General features: G+C 67.6%; 13 protein-coding genes. 10 read left to right on the top strand and 3 right to left on the bottom strand.

The window, feature by feature from the left end:
• Positions 1 to 177: 177 nt before the first annotated feature.
• On the bottom strand, positions 178 to 1,071 hold the full coding sequence (locus B0T39_RS03405) for a LysR substrate-binding domain-containing protein (RefSeq protein WP_081544809.1): 894 nt from the start codon (positions 1,069 to 1,071) through the stop codon (positions 178 to 180).
• Between the two features lie 120 nt (positions 1,072 to 1,191).
• Between B0T39_RS03405 and B0T39_RS03400 the strand changes: the two genes are divergently transcribed.
• Complete coding sequence (locus B0T39_RS03400; RefSeq protein WP_081544808.1) at positions 1,192 to 2,115, top strand: DMT family transporter; 924 nt, start codon at positions 1,192 to 1,194, stop codon at positions 2,113 to 2,115.
• An 18-nt stretch (positions 2,116 to 2,133) separates the two neighbouring features.
• On the opposite strand, the gene B0T39_RS03395 is transcribed toward B0T39_RS03400, so the two are convergent.
• Entirely contained in the window at positions 2,134 to 2,682 is a 549-nt protein-coding gene (locus tag B0T39_RS03395; protein ID WP_043641683.1) for a disulfide bond formation protein B, read from the bottom strand.
• Between the two features lie 10 nt (positions 2,683 to 2,692).
• On the bottom strand, positions 2,693 to 2,848 hold the full coding sequence (locus tag B0T39_RS25550; RefSeq protein ID WP_176219471.1) for a DUF5993 family protein: 156 nt from the start codon (positions 2,846 to 2,848) through the stop codon (positions 2,693 to 2,695).
• A 267-nt stretch (positions 2,849 to 3,115) separates the two neighbouring features.
• Between B0T39_RS25550 and B0T39_RS03390 the strand changes: the two genes are divergently transcribed.
• From B0T39_RS03390 to ureA, 9 genes are all read left to right on the top strand, one after another.
• Positions 3,116 to 6,457, top strand: coding sequence for a hybrid sensor histidine kinase/response regulator (locus B0T39_RS03390; RefSeq protein ID WP_081544807.1), 3,342 nt, complete (start codon positions 3,116 to 3,118; stop codon positions 6,455 to 6,457).
• Positions 6,454 to 7,347: a response regulator transcription factor gene (locus B0T39_RS03385; protein ID WP_081544806.1), complete on the top strand. Its 894-nt coding sequence runs from the start codon at positions 6,454 to 6,456 to the stop codon at positions 7,345 to 7,347. The genes B0T39_RS03390 and B0T39_RS03385 overlap by 4 nt, the downstream gene beginning before the upstream one ends.
• 130 nt (positions 7,348 to 7,477) lie before the next feature.
• Positions 7,478 to 8,743 (top strand): urea ABC transporter substrate-binding protein, encoded by a 1,266-nt coding sequence (gene urtA, locus B0T39_RS03380; protein ID WP_081544805.1) that lies wholly within the window; start codon positions 7,478 to 7,480, stop codon positions 8,741 to 8,743.
• 18 nt (positions 8,744 to 8,761) lie between these two features.
• Complete coding sequence (gene urtB, locus B0T39_RS03375; protein WP_081544804.1) at positions 8,762 to 10,342, top strand: urea ABC transporter permease subunit UrtB; 1,581 nt, start codon at positions 8,762 to 8,764, stop codon at positions 10,340 to 10,342.
• Between the two features lie 8 nt (positions 10,343 to 10,350).
• A complete protein-coding gene (gene urtC / locus B0T39_RS03370; protein ID WP_081544803.1) occupies positions 10,351 to 11,451 on the top strand; it encodes an urea ABC transporter permease subunit UrtC in 1,101 nt (366 codons plus the stop codon).
• Positions 11,452 to 11,488: 37 nt separating this feature from the next.
• Positions 11,489 to 12,322, top strand: a complete 834-nt coding sequence (gene urtD, locus B0T39_RS03365) for an urea ABC transporter ATP-binding protein UrtD (protein ID WP_081544802.1) — start codon at positions 11,489 to 11,491, stop codon at positions 12,320 to 12,322.
• Between the two features lies 1 nt (position 12,323).
• Positions 12,324 to 13,022 carry an urea ABC transporter ATP-binding subunit UrtE gene (gene urtE / locus B0T39_RS03360; protein ID WP_043592229.1) on the top strand — a complete coding sequence of 233 codons (699 nt, stop codon included), beginning with the start codon at positions 12,324 to 12,326 and terminating at the stop codon, positions 13,020 to 13,022.
• Between the two features lie 3 nt (positions 13,023 to 13,025).
• A complete protein-coding gene (locus B0T39_RS03355) occupies positions 13,026 to 13,868 on the top strand; it encodes an urease accessory protein UreD (protein ID WP_081544801.1) in 843 nt (280 codons plus the stop codon).
• Between the two features lie 27 nt (positions 13,869 to 13,895).
• Complete coding sequence (ureA, locus tag B0T39_RS03350) at positions 13,896 to 14,198, top strand: urease subunit gamma (protein ID WP_081544800.1); 303 nt, start codon at positions 13,896 to 13,898, stop codon at positions 14,196 to 14,198.
• Positions 14,199 to 14,206: the final 8 nt, after the last annotated feature.

Genomic DNA, 14,206 nt, shown 5'->3' with positions numbered 1-14,206 from the left:
ATTGAATGTGTTGTGCTTTGCCAGTCTGGCATCAGCAGGTACGTTACCCGCCCAATTGGCGCGCTTACTGGAGCAGTCGAGGCTGTTTGTGCTGCCACCACGCAGACCAGGCCGACATTGCCCGCGAGTCGTGAAGAACAGGGCACACAAATATCCAACGAAAAATGCCAGTCAGCGTTAACTGACTGGCATTACGCCGCCCGGCGGGCTTTTGTTTTGGGCGGCCGCGGCTTGTTCCAGCAGCCATTGTTTGAAGACGCCCATTTTCGGGTCGCGCAGGAGGTCCGGACGGTGTATCAGGTAATAAGCGAGGTCGCTTCGCAGCTGCGGCGCGGGGAGTTCGCGCAGCCGGCCGGCGGCCAGTTCGGCTTGCAGCAAGGAGCGCCGCGCCAGCGCGTAGCCGCGGCCGGCCAGCGCGGCTTCGATGGCGGCGTTGGAGTCCACGCAGACCACGCCTTGGTCGCAGTCCAGTTCCAGGCCGGCGGCGCGGCTCCATAGCTGCCAATCGCCGCGGTGTTCGTCGTGCAGCAGCCGTTCCCCGCTGAGGGCGTCCAGCCGCGCCGGCAGCGTGGGCGCGCATACCGGCGTCAGTTCGTCGTCCAGCAGCTTGCAAGCGTTGAGGCCGGGGTAGTCGCCCAGGCCGTGGCGCACGGCGAAGTGGATGTTTTCCGAAGCGGGGTCGACCACGCGGTTGCCGGTGCTGACGTGGACGTCGATATGCGGGTGCTCGCGCAGGAAGCCCTGTAGCCGCGGCAGCAGCCATTGAGCGCCAAACGAGGGGGTGCAACTGAGCAGGATCACCCGGCGCGCGCCGTTTAGCCGCGCGGTGGCGTGGTCTATCAGGTCCAGCGCTTGGCGGCAGGCGTCCAGGTAGTCGCGGCCGGCGGCGTTGAGCGTCAGGCCGCGGGCGCGGCGTTCAAACAAGGGCTGGCCGAGGAAGCTTTCAAGTTTGCGCAGTTGCTGGGAGACGGCGCCGGGCGTGACGTGCAGTTCTTCGGCGGCCTGCTTGACGCTGAGCCGTCTTGCGGCGGCTTCAAAGAAGCGGAGGGAGTCCAGCGGTGGTTTGGGCATATTCGTTTAGATTTTCTAAATCATCAAGCAGGAAAAATCGTTTGTTCGCCGCATCTTTGCGGTTGATGATTTCAGTATCTGGTTTAGCAAAGTTAAATACAAGGCGAAGGGAGAGGCATCATGGGGATGGCGAGCTTGAGTCGTTTGCTGCTGTTGGCGGCTTTGTGGGGCGGCAGTTTTTTGTTCATGCGCATCGCTGCGCCGGCGCTGGGCGCCTTGCCCACGGCGTTTGGCCGGGTGGCGCTGGGGGCGGCGGGCCTGTTGGGGTTGATCGCCTTGCTGCGGGTGCGTTTGTCCTTCAAGGGCAAGCTGGCCGCCACCATGATGCTGGGGGTGATCAATTCCGGCCTGCCTTTTTTGCTGTTCGCGCTGGCGGCCCGGGTGTTGCCGGCCGGTTATAGCGCGATCTTGAACGCCAGCACGCCGCTGATGGGGGTGTTGATCGGCGCGGCGGCGTTTGGAGAACGTATTACCGCCAACAAGCTGGCCGGCGTGTTGATTGGCTTGGCGGGCGTGGCGGTGTTGACGCGGACGGGGCCGGCCGCGGGGCCGGAAGCGCTGTGGGGCGTGGCGGCTTGTCTGACGGCCACCGCCTGCTATGGGCTGGCGGGGTTTCTGACCCGGCGCTGGATAGCGGACCGGGGCGGCCTGGATAGCCGCGTGGTGGCTTTGGGCAGCCAGCTGGGCGCGGTGGTGCTGCTGTTGCCGTTCATGGCGTGGCAGGCAAGCGCGCAGCCCTTGAGGTGGCCGGCGGCGGGAGCGGAAGTGTGGCTGGCCATGCTGGCCTTGGGCCTGCTGTGTACTTCGCTGGCCTATATCTTGTACTTCCGCTTGATAGCCGACGTCGGCCCGCTGAAGGCGTTGACGGTGACGTTCTTGATTCCGCCCTTCGGCATTTTCTGGAGTTGGCTGGCGCTGGGCGAGACGGCGACGCTGTCCCAGGCCTTGGGCGGCGGTTTGATCGCGCTGGCGCTGTGGCTGGTGCTGCGGCCGGAAGCGCCGGCGGCGCGCGCCGCCGCGCCGGACGAGGATTGGTCGATCTAGCGGCGGCGCGGGGCGGGTTTAGTTAAGCAGCAGATAGTTGATCGGGCTTTCTCCGCAGGCCGCCAGGCCGCATTCGAGGAACACGGACAGGGCGTTGCCCAAGAGCAGCAACATGGTCAGGGCCACGCCGGCTCTGGCCAGCCGGCTCAGTTGCGCCGGGGGCTGGCGGTCGAAGCTGTGTTCTCGCTGGCACAGCATCAGCAACAGCCCGCTGCCGATGAAGACGGCGAAGAAGGCGATGGCGGCCCAGGTGTAGAAGTGCAGGCCCAGGACGGGCGGGCCGAAGCCGGCGTCGCCGGGGGCGATGTGCAACAGCACTTGGCGGCCGGCCACGGCGAAGCCGGCGGCGGCGGCCAGCAGCATCATGCCGTAATGGCCGGGCTTGTCGCCCAGCAGCACGTTGGCGGCCAGCGCCACCGCTATCGCGCACAAGGCCACGCGTTGCAGCAGGCAGAGCGGGCAGGGCAGTTCATGCTGGGCGAACTGGAAGTAGAAGGCGACGAGCAGCATCAGGTTGATCAGCAGCAGGCCCAGCTGGTTTAGTTTGCCGGTGAGGTTTTGCGTCATGTCGGGCTCCTCACAGGGAAATGGGCAATGTGCTGGTGGCGTGGAACTTGAACCAGTACAGCGTGAGCGCGAAGGCCAGGCCCCAGCTGGCGTAGGCCCATTGGCGCTTGCGCAGAATCAGGGCCAGCAGGGAGGCGGCTAGCAGTAGAAACAACAGGGTATCCATCGGGAAGTCCTTAATGTGGCGGGTCGGCGGGGCCGGCCTGGGTGGTGGTTGCCAATGAATATTAGCGCTTGCTTAATGTTGTGTGAATAGCTTGTTTACGGGCGGTGCAGCGAAATTCTTTACGCAATCAGTACATTTACGATTCGTATCGTATAAAACGGGCGCGGCCGCGCGCGATGCCGCGCCGCCGAGCTTTACGGCCCGCGGCGGCCATTGGCAAGCTTTTTGCATTGAAGCTGTTGTTAGCATACGCTCAAGGCCGCCGCCATGTCCGCCTCCGATCCCGCGCCGCTTTACGCGGTGAAAGTCCGTCGCGATTACAACAGCTGGGTAGCGCGCGAGTCGCTGGAGGATTTTGCGCTGCGTTATACCCCGCACAGCTTCCGGCGCTGGTCGCCGTGGCGAGTGGCGCACACCGCGCTGGGCGGCGCCGCCGCCTTTCTGGTGTTGGAGGCGGTGGGCGCGGCGATGCTGACGGCGGGAGGCTTCGTCAACGCGGCCTGGGCCATTCTGGCGGTGGGGCTGGTGATTTTGCTGGTTGGCCTGCCGATCAGCGTCTACGCCGCCCGCTATGGCGTGGACATGGATTTGCTGACCCGCGGCGCCGGTTTCGGTTATCTGGGCTCCACCGTCACTTCCTTGCTGTACGCCGCCTTCACCTTTATTTTCTTCGCGCTGGAAGCCGCCATCATGGCGTATGCGCTGGAGTTGGGGTTTGGTCTGCCGCCGGCCTGGGGCTATCTGCTGTGCACAGTGGCGGTGCTGCCGCTGGTGGCTCACGGGGTCACCGCCATCAGCCGGCTGCAAGCCTGGACCCAGCCGCTGTGGCTGGGCTTGCTGCTGTTGCCTTACGGCTTTGTGCTGGCGCGCCAGCCGGAGGCGCTGAGCGGCTTCTGGCACTATGCCGGGGCGGAAGGCGGGGCGGGCGGTTTCGATCTGCGCCGTTTTGGTGCGGCCTTCGGCATCGGCATCGCCTTGATCGCGCAGATGGGGGAGCAGGCGGACTATCTGCGCTTCATGCCGCCGCCCGCCGCCGGCCAGCGCCGCCGCTGGTGGCTGGCTTGCCTGGCCGGCGGCCCGGGCTGGGTGTTGCCGGGCATGCTGAAGATGCTGGGCGGCGCGCTGCTGGCCTGGCTGGTTCTGGACCATAGTCAGGCCGGAGGGCCGGCGCCGGATCCGGCGCGCCTGTATTGGTTCGGCTATGTCCAGGGATGGGGCGACGGCCGGCTGGCGCTGGCGGCGACGGTGCTGTTCGTGCTGCTGTCGCAGCTGAAGATCAATGTCACGAATGCCTACGCCGGTTCGCTGGCCTGGTCCAATTTCTTCGCGCGGCTGACCCACAGCCATCCGGGACGGGTGGTGTGGGTGGTCTTTAATCTCTTGATCGCGCTCTTGCTGATGGAGCTGGAGGTTTTCCAGGCGCTGGCGCATGTGCTGGCGCTGTTCGCCAATCTGGCCATCGCCTGGATGGTCACCGTGGCGGCGGATTTGGCGATCAACAAGCCGTTGGGGCTGAGCCCGCCGGGCATAGAGTTCCGCCGGGGCTATCTCTACGACGTCAATCCGGTGGGGCTGGGTTCGCTGGTCTTGGCCTCGGCGGTTTCGGTGTCGGCGCATCTGGGGGCGTTGGGCGAGCAGATGCAGCCGCTGGCGCCCTTCCTGTCTTTGCTGACCGCTTTGCTGGCCACGCCGGCGCTGGCCTGGCTCAGCGGCGGCCGTTATTACCTGGCGCGCCGGCCGGCGTTGCCGCCGACCCCGCCGCAGCGCTGCGTATTGTGCCGCCGCCAGTACGAGCCGCCGGACATGGTGAGCTGTCCGGCGTATCGAGGCTGGATCTGCTCCTTGTGCTGCACGCTGGACGCGCGTTGCGATGACCGCTGCAAGCCCAAGGCGCGGCTGGACGAGCAATGGCGCGCATGGCTGAGCCGGCTGTTGCCGAGTGCTTGCCGGCCGTATCTGCAACGAGGCCTGGCCGATTATCTGCTGCTGATGACGCTGTTGCTGGCGGGCTTGGGCCTGTTGTTGGGCGGCTTGTTTTGCCTGGCGCGGAGCCGACCGGGCTTGGACGCGCTGGCGGCGCGGCTGCCGCAACTGGGCGCGGGCCTGCTGTTGGGCGGCAGCGTGCTGGCGTGGTGGCTGGTTTTGCTGCGCCAGAGCCGGCAGGTGGCGAGGCAGGAGTCCAAGCGGCAGACCCAGCGCTTGTTGCGGGAGATCGCGTCCCACCGCCGCACCGACGCGCTATTGCAAAAGGCGCGCCGGGCCGCGGAACAGGCCAACCAGGCCAAGAGCCGTTATGTGAGCACGCTCAGCCATGAGCTGCGCACGCCGCTGAACAGCATGTTGGGCTATGCGCAGATCCTGGACGGGGACCCTGAGATTCCGCCGTCGAAGCGGCCGGCGCTGGCGGTGATCCGTCGCAGCGGCGATCACCTGCTGTCGGTGATCGAGGGCACGCTGGATCTGGCGCGGATCGAGAGCGGCCGGCTCAATCTGGAGCCGCGGCCGCTGGATTTCGCTGAGTTCATCCGCCAATTGACGGCGATGTTCCAGTTGCAGGCGCGGGAGAAGGGGCTGGGCTTTCGTTTTCTGCCGCAAGGGGAATGGCCGGCCAGGGTGCGCGCCGACGAACGCCGGCTGAGGCAGGTTCTGATCAACTTGCTGGGCAACGCGGTCAAGTTCACCGCGCACGGCGAGGTCAGCCTGGGCCTGCGCTATCAGGGCGAGGTGGCGTGTTTCGAAATTGCCGACACCGGCCCCGGCATCGCGCCGGAGGAGGCCGAGCGCGTGTTCGAGCCGTTTGAACGCGGCAGCGGGGCCGCCGGCCAGGGCGGCAGCGGGCTGGGCCTGACCATTGCGGGGATGCTGACCTCGCTGATGGGGGGCGAGCTGAGGCTGGATAGCCGGCCGGGCGGGGGCTGCGTATTTACGCTGCGCTTGTTCCTGCCGCGGCTGGGCGCCGCGCCGGCGCCGCCCTTGTCGGCGCGCGTCGGCTACCAGGGCCGGCGGCGGCGGGTGCTGCTGGTGGACAATCATGCGCAGGACAGGGAGATGCTGGCCAGCGCCTTGCTGCCTTTGGGCTTCGAGGTGGAGCAGGCCGCCAGCGGCCAGGCTTGTCTGGACCGGCTGGAGCAGGCCGGGACGCTGCCGGATCTGGTGTGCATGGATCTGGCGATGCCGGGCCTGGACGGCTGGGAAACCCTGCGGCGCATCCGTCGTCGGCACGGCGACGCGCCGGCGCTGGCGGTGATTTCCGCCAACGCCTTCGAGCGGGGGCAGGACAACGACGCGGGCATCCGCGCCGAGGATTTCTTCGTCAAGCCCATCCGCGTAGAGCGCCTGCTGGACTGGATTGGCCAGCGCTTGGGGCTGGCGTGGCTGAGCGGCGCGGAGCCGGCGCTGCGCTGGCCGCCGGAGGAGGCGCTGGACGAGTTGCGGCAGGCTTTGCGGCGCGGCTACTTGCGCGGCGCGCGCGCCGCCCTGCTGCGCTTGGAGGTGGGTGCGCTGGGCGCGGACCCGGCTTACGCGCCGTTCCTCTCGCGGGCGCGTAGCCTGCTGGACGGCTGCCGGCTGGACGAGTTGCTGCAATGGCTGCCGGGAGCGCCGGCATGAGCGCGCCGCGGCCGGAACGGGCGACGGTGCTGATCGTCGACGATCAGCCGGAAAACCTGGCCTTGCTGCACGACGCGCTGGATTCGGCGGGTTACCGGGTCTTGCTGGCCACGGACGGCGCGGCGGCCTTGCGGCGCGCCGCCGAATGCCGGCCGGACATCATTCTGCTGGACGCGGTGATGCCGGGCATGGACGGCTTCGAGACGGCGCGGCGCTTGAAGGCGGAGGCGGAAACGCAGGCGATTCCCATCGTGTTCATGACCGGGCTCAGCGACAGCGAGCACGTGCTGGCGGCGTTTGCCGCCGGCGGCGCGGACTACGTGGTCAAGCCGCTGCGGCCGGCGGAGGTATTGGCGCGCCTGGCCGCCCATATTGGCAGCGCGCGCCAGCTGTGCCGGGCGCGGCAGGCGCTGGAGGCGTCGGGCCAGGCCTTGCTGGCGGCGGACCCGGCCAGCGGCCGGCCGCTGTGGCTGACCGAGCGCGCGCGCGGTCTGCTGCAGGCCCACGGCTGGTCCGAGTCGGCGCTGGCGGAACGCTGGCGGCCCTGGCTGGGCCAGGCCGAGGCGGGCGCGAGCCTGGCGTTGGAGGGGGGCGACGGCTCGGGTTTGTTGGCGCGGCGGCTGGCCGGGGACGAGTGTTTGCTGGCCTTGAGCGAGAGAGGCGAAGCCGCGGCGCCGCAGCGCCTGATGCGGGCGCTGGGGCTGACTCCGCGACAGGCCGAGGTGCTGCATTGGCTGAGCCTGGGCAAGACCAACCGCGATATCGGCGACATCCTCGGCATGAGTCCGCGCACCGTCAACAAGCATCTGGAGCATGTGTTCGCCCGCCTGGGGGTGGAAACCCGCACCTCGGCCGCGGCGCTGGCTTTGCGCAGCGCCGGCGGCGGGTGAGGGGGCATACGTCATGTAACGTATTTCGGCCGGGCGGGCCGGGGCTTAGTCTGATCCTGCAGTGCAACAATTTCCAGCCGGGCCGGCCAGACGGCCTCCCGGCGTTTCAGGATCGCCCCAGGAGCTTCCCATGTTCATTCGCCCTCATGTCTTGCCTACCCTTGCGCTGAGCCTGGCGCTGGGCGGCCTCGGCGCCGCGCCGGCCCTTGCCGCCGGCACCATCAAGGTAGGGGTGCTGCACTCCCTGTCCGGCACCATGGCCATTTCCGAAACCTCGCTCAAGAATATGGCGCTGTTCGCCATCGACCAGATCAACGCCGACGGCGGCGTGCTGGGCAAAAAGCTGGAGCCGGTGGTGGTGGATCCGGCATCCAACTGGCCGCTGTTCGCGGAGAAGGCGCGCCAACTGCTGAGCCGAGATAAGGTGGCAGTGACCTTTGGCTGTTGGACTTCGGTATCGCGCAAATCGGTGCTGCCGGTGTTCGAGGAGTTGAACGGCTTGCTGTTCTACCCGGTGCAGTACGAGGGCGAGGAGATGTCGCCCAATGTGTTCTACACCGGCGCGGCGCCCAATCAGCAGGCGATCCCGGCGGTGGAGTACCTGATGAGCAAGGAGGGAGGCGGCGCGCGGCGCTTCTTCCTGCTGGGCACCGATTATGTCTACCCGCGCACCACCAACAAGATTCTGCGCGCTTTCCTCAAAACCAAGGGGGTCAAGGACGCGGACATCCAAGAGGCCTACACCCCGTTTGGCCATAACGATTACCAGACCATCGTCGCCAATATCAAGAAGTTCGCCGCCGGCGGCAAGACCGCGGTGGTGTCCACCATCAATGGCGACTCCAATGTGCCGTTCTACAAAGAGCTGGGCAATCAGGGCCTGAAGGCGGCCGAGGTGCCGGTGATGGCGTTCTCGGTGGGCGAGGAGGAACTCAAGGGCATGGACGCCAAGCCCTTGGCCGGCCATCTGGCGGCCTGGAATTACTTCATGAGCGTGAAGAATCCGGTCAACGCCAAATGGATGGCGGACTACCGCGCCTGGGCGCGCAAGAAAGGCATCGCCGGGGCGGACAAGCTGGTGACCAACGATCCGATGGAGGCGACCTACGTCGGCATCCGGCTATGGGCGCAAGCGGCGCGCAAGGCCGGCAGCACCGATGTGGCCGCGGTGAGCAAGGCCCTGGCCGGGATGCGCCTGGACGCGCCGTCGGGCTATCCGCTGGAGATGGACGCCCGCAACCACCATTTGCGCAAGCCGGTGATGATTGGCGAGATTCAGCCCAACGGACAGTTCTCGGTGGTGTGGAAAAGCCGGAGCGTGGTGCGCGCCCAACCGTGGAGTCCCTACCTGCCTGGCAACGACAAACGGCCGGATGCCCCGGTGAAAAGCAAGTGAGCCGAGAAGGAGTCCGCGATGTCCTGGTGTAAAGCCTTGTCTTGGGCGCTGGCGCTGTGGTGCGCCGCGGCCGGCGCCGGCCCCTTGGCTGACCTGGCCGGCGTAGATCCGGCCGAGCGCGCCGGCTTGATTGAAAGCTGGGCGCCGCGTCCGGACGCGGAGCGCCGCGCGGCGGTGGCCGCGTTGGAGGTGGGCCGGCTGTTGCAGTCCGCCGATGGCCGGCGCGTGTTGTGGCTGAGGCCGGACGGCGCGCTCGCCGACGCGGTGTCCGGCCAGCCAGCGGCGGGCGACGCCGCCAGCCTGGAGCCGCTGCCGCTGAACAATCGGCTGCGCGGCGCTTTGGCGGTGTTTCACGCGGTTGCTCACTTGGACGCGGCGGATCCTGTACGGCGGCTGGCCGCGGTCCGCGCGCTGGCGGACAGCGCCAACCCGGTCTTGCTGCCCTTGCTGCGAAACCGGCTGGCGCGGGAGGGCGACGCCGAGCTGCGGCGCTCGTTGGAGCAAGCGTGCGCGCGTTTGTCGTTGGCCAGCCCGGACCCGGCGCAGCGGAGGGGCGCCGCCATGACGCTGGCGGACAGCGGCGATCCGGCCGCCTTGGCCTTGTTGGCGCCCTTGACCGACGCCGCCAGCGAAAGCGACGCCGGGGTGCGCGCCGCCGCGACGAGTGCGCAAGCGGCCATCCGCGCCAGCGTTCAGGTGGACAATTTGCTGGGCGCGGCCTTCGCCGGCCTCAGCCTGGGATCGGTGCTGCTGCTGGCGGCGCTGGGCCTGGCCATTACTTACGGCTTGCTGGGCGTGATCAATATGGCGCACGGCGAGATGCTGATGTTGGGGGCCTATGTCGCTTATGCGGCGCAAAGCCTGTTCCACAGCCGCTGGCCGGCCGCCGCCGACGCCTATCTGGCGCTGGCCTTGCCGGCGGCCTTCCTGTTCACCGCCGGCGTGGGCATGGCGCTGGAACGGCTGGTAATCCGCCACCTCTACGGCCGGCCGCTGGAAACGCTGCTGGCCACCTGGGGCATCAGCCTGGCGTTGATGCAGTTGGTGCGAACGCTGTTCGGCGCGCAGAACGTGGCGGTAGCCAATCCCGGCTGGCTGAACGGCGGCTGGGTCTTGAGCCCGGCGCTGACGCTGCCCTACAACCGCATCGCCGTCATTTTGTTCTCCGCGCTGACGCTGGGCCTGGTCTGGCTGGCGCTGAACCGCAGCCGGCTGGGTCTGTTTGTGCGCGCGGTGACCCAGAACCGGGGCATGGCGGACAGCCTGGGCGTGGCCACCGGGCGGGTGGACATGCTGGCCTTCGGCCTGGGCAGCGGCATCGCCGGCCTGGGCGGAGTGGCGCTGAGCCAGATAGGCAATGTCGGTCCGGACTTGGGCCAGGGTTATATCGTCGACAGTTTCATGGTGGTGGTGCTGGGCGGCGTGGGCCAGTTGGCCGGCGCGGCCTGGGGCGCGCTGGGTCTGGGCGTGGCCAACAAGCTGCTGGAACCGGCGCTGGGCGCGGTGCTAGGCAAGATTCTGATCCTGGCCGGCATCATTCTGTTCATCCAAAAACGTCCGCAAGGCCTGTTCGCCCTCAAGGGCCGGGCCGTGGATTAGGAGCCGCCATGCATCTTCCTTACTCTTTGAAACTCTTGTCCGGCCTGGGCCGCCGGCGCTGGGGCGCGGCGGCGTTGGCCCTGGTCTGGCTCGGTCTGCTGGCGCTGCCCTTGCTGCACGTGTTCGCGCCGGCGGACAGCGGCTGGCGGGTATCGGCTTATGTTCTGACCCTGGCTGGCAAGATTCTGTGTTACGCGGTACTGGCGCTGGCTTTGGACCTGGTCTGGGGCTATGCCGGCTTGCTCAGCCTGGGCCACGGCTTGTTCTTCGCGCTGGGCGGCTACGGCATGGGCATGTATCTGATGCGGCAGATCGGCAGCGATGGCGTCTACCAGAGCGCGCTGCCGGATTTCATGGTGTCGCTGGACTGGCGGGCGCTGCCGTGGTTCTGGCAGGGCAGCGAGCACCTGGCCTGGGCCTTGTGCCTGGCGGTGGGCGCGCCGGGGCTGTTGGCGCTGGGCTTTGGCTGGCTGGCTTTTCGTTCCCGCATTCGCGGCGTGTATTTTTCCATCATCACCCAGGCGCTGACCTACGCGGCGATGCTGCTGTTCTTCCGCAACGAGACTGGTTTTGGCGGCAATAACGGCTTTACCGGTTTCAAGCGCATCCTGGGCTTCGGCATTGCCGAGCCGGCCACCCGCGCCTGGCTGTTCTTCCTCAGCGCGCTATTGCTGTCGCTGTCTTTGCTGGGGGCGTTCTGGCTGATGCGCGGCAAGTTCGGCCGCATTCTCACCGCGGTGCGCGACGCCGAATCGCGGCTGATGTTCTGCGGTTATCGGCCGCAAGATTACAAGCTGGCGATATGGGTGTTGTCCGCCATGCTTTGCGGGCTGGCGGGCGCCTTGTACGTGCCGCAGGCCGGCATCATCAATCCGGGCGAGATGTCGCCTGGCAATTCGATTGAGGCCGCCGTCTGGGTGGCGGTGGGCGGCCGCGGCACCTTGGTCGGACCGGTATTGGGGGCCGTCTTGGTCAATGCGGCCAAGAGCTGGTTCACCGTGGCCTTGCCGGAGTACTGGCTGTTCTTTCTGGGCGGCCTGTTCATCGCCGGCACCCTGTTGCTGCCGCGCGGCTTGATGGGTTTGCTGGCGCGAGGCCGCGGCGCGTGAAGCGGCCGCGCGTTTATTTATTTTCCGGATATGCGACATGAATGCAACAAGCGAAAATCCCGTTCCGCGCGGACAGTGGGAGGGAGAGACGGTGGGCTTGTCCCGTCCATTGACACCGGGGCTGGACATCCGGCACGGACAGATATTGTATCTTGACGATGTCATGGTTGATTTCGACGGTTACCGCGCTTTGAACCGCTTGACGTTGTCGATCGCCGTCGGCGAATTGCGGGTGGTGATCGGCCCCAACGGCGCCGGCAAGACCACGATGATGGATGTGATCACCGGCAAGACCCGGCCCGACGCCGGCAGCGTGTTCTTCGGCCAGACCATAGACCTGCGCCGGCACGACGAGGCCGAAATCGCCCAACTGGGGATAGGGCGCAAATTCCAGAAGCCCACGGTATTCGAGGCGATGACGGTGGCGGACAACCTGGAGCTGGCGCTGGCCGGGGACCGATCGGTGCGCGCCAGCCTGCGCGCGCGGCTGGGCGCGGCTCCGCGCCGCCGCATCGACGAGCTGCTGGAACGGGTGCGGCTGCAAGATCAGCGCGGCCGGCTGGCCGGCCTGCTGTCGCACGGCCAAAAGCAATGGTTGGAGATTGGCATGCTGCTTGCTCAGCAACCCAAGCTGCTCTTGCTGGACGAGCCGGTGGCCGGCATGAGCGACGCCGAAACCGAGCAGACCGCGGAGCTGCTGCTGAGCCTGAAGGGCGAGCACTCCCTGATGGTGGTGGAACACGATATGGATTTCGTCGCCAGCCTGGGCGGCAAGGTGACGGTGCTGGCCGAAGGCGCGGTGCTGGCGGAGGGGACGCTGCGGCAGGTGCAGGCGAACGAGCGGGTGATCGAAGTGTATCTGGGGCGCTGACATGCTGGAAATCGACGGACTGGAACAGTATTACGGCGGCAGCCGCATCCTGCGCGGTATCAGCCTGCGCGCCGAGACTGGGCAGATCACCTGCCTGCTGGGGCGCAACGGCGCGGGCAAGAGCACGCTGCTCAAATGCCTGAGCGGGCAATTGCCGATACGCGGCGGGCGCATGCTCTGGCGCGGCGAGGACATTGCCGCGCTGGCCCCGCATCAGCGCGCGGCGCGCGGCATCGCCTATGTGCCGCAGGGGCGCGAAATCTTTCCGAGGCTGACGGTGGAGGAAAATCTGCGTTTGGGGCTGGCTCGCTTCTCCGGCGCGGCGGGCCGGCGCTTGCCGGACAGCGTGTTCGAGATGTTTCCGGTGCTTGACGAGATGCGCGGCCGCCGGGGCGGCGACCTGTCCGGCGGTCAGCAGCAGCAATTGGCGATTGGCCGCGCGCTGGTAGGGCGGCCGTCGCTGCTGATGCTGGACGAGCCGACCGAGGGCATCCAGCCCTCCATCATCAAGCAGATCGGCGCGGCGATCCGCCAACTGGCGGCTGGACGCGAGATGGCCATTTTGCTGGTGGAGCAGTATTACGACTTTGCCGAAGCGCTGGCGGACCGCTATCTGGTGATGGCGCGCGGCGAGGTGGTGCGCAGCGGCCTGGGCGGCGACATGCAGGCGGACGGCGTGCGCGGACTGCTGGCGATCTAAGCGATGCGCCGAGACTCCGCCGCCGTCGGCCTGCCGCCGCCCTGGGCCGCCGAACTGGAGCTGGCTTACCAGCGCCGCGATGGACGCACTATTCCGGTGCGGCGCTGGCATTGCGGCCCTTTGAGGGTGCAACGCCACTTCATCGACGCCGCCGGCCAGTGCCAGCACATCATCGTGCATCCGCCGGGGGGCATGGCGGGCGGCGACAGTCTGAGCCTGACGGTGAGTTTGGAGGAGGGCGCGGACGCGCTGCTGACCAGCCCCGGCGCCGCCAAGTGGTACGACGGATTCGGCCGCCCGGCCAGCCAGCGGCTGGAGCTGAGCTTGGCCCCCGGCGCGCGGCTGGAATGGCTGCCGCTGGAAACCATTCTGTTCGCCGGCGCGAAGGTGAGCTTGCAAGGCCGCGTCCGGCTGCAGGGCGATGCCGCGCTGCTGTACGGCGACGTGCTCTGTCTGGGGCGTCCGGCCTGCGGCGAGCGCTTCGACCGCGGCCATTGGCGACAAAGCCTGGACATCGAACGCGACGGCCGGCTGATCTGGTGCGAGCGCGCCGCCTTGGCCGGCGGCGACCGCATGCTGGACGCGGCGGCGGGGATGGGCGGCCAGACCGTGGCCGGCCTGCTGCTGTGGGCCGGGCCGTCGCTGCCGGCGGACTTGCACCAGGCGGTATTGGCGCTGCCGCTGACGGGCCGCGCCGCCGCCAGCCAGCTGCCGGATGTCTGGCTGGCGCGCTTCATCGGCGACAGCGCCGAAGCCGCCCATCATTGGCTGCGGCGGGCGCGGCGTTTGCTTTACCCGTTCACCCACGGCCGCGCGGCGCAGGAGCCGCGCATCTGGGCGACTTGACCCTTCAATGAGAAATGGGACTTCACGATGGAATTGACGCCCAGAGAAAAAGACAAGCTGCTGATCTTCACCGCCGGCCTGCTGGCGGAGCGCCGCCGCGCGCGCGGCCTGAAGCTGAACTATCCGGAGGCGGTGGCTTACATCAGCGCCGCCATCATGGAGGGCGCGCGCGACGGAAGGAACGTGGCGGAGCTGATGCATTACGGCGCCACCTTGCTGGGCCGCGAGGAGGTGATGGACGGCGTGGCCGAGATGATCGCGGATATTCAGGTGGAAGCCACTTTTCCGGACGGCACCAAGCTGGTTACCGTCCACCAGCCCATTGTATGAGGACGCCG

This window comes from Chromobacterium haemolyticum (genome assembly GCF_002081825.1).
GTDB classification, from domain to species: domain Bacteria; phylum Pseudomonadota; class Gammaproteobacteria; order Burkholderiales; family Chromobacteriaceae; genus Chromobacterium; species Chromobacterium fluminis.
The sequence above is the reverse complement of the archived record's forward strand: the minus strand, read 5'-3'. Positions and strand labels throughout refer to the sequence as shown.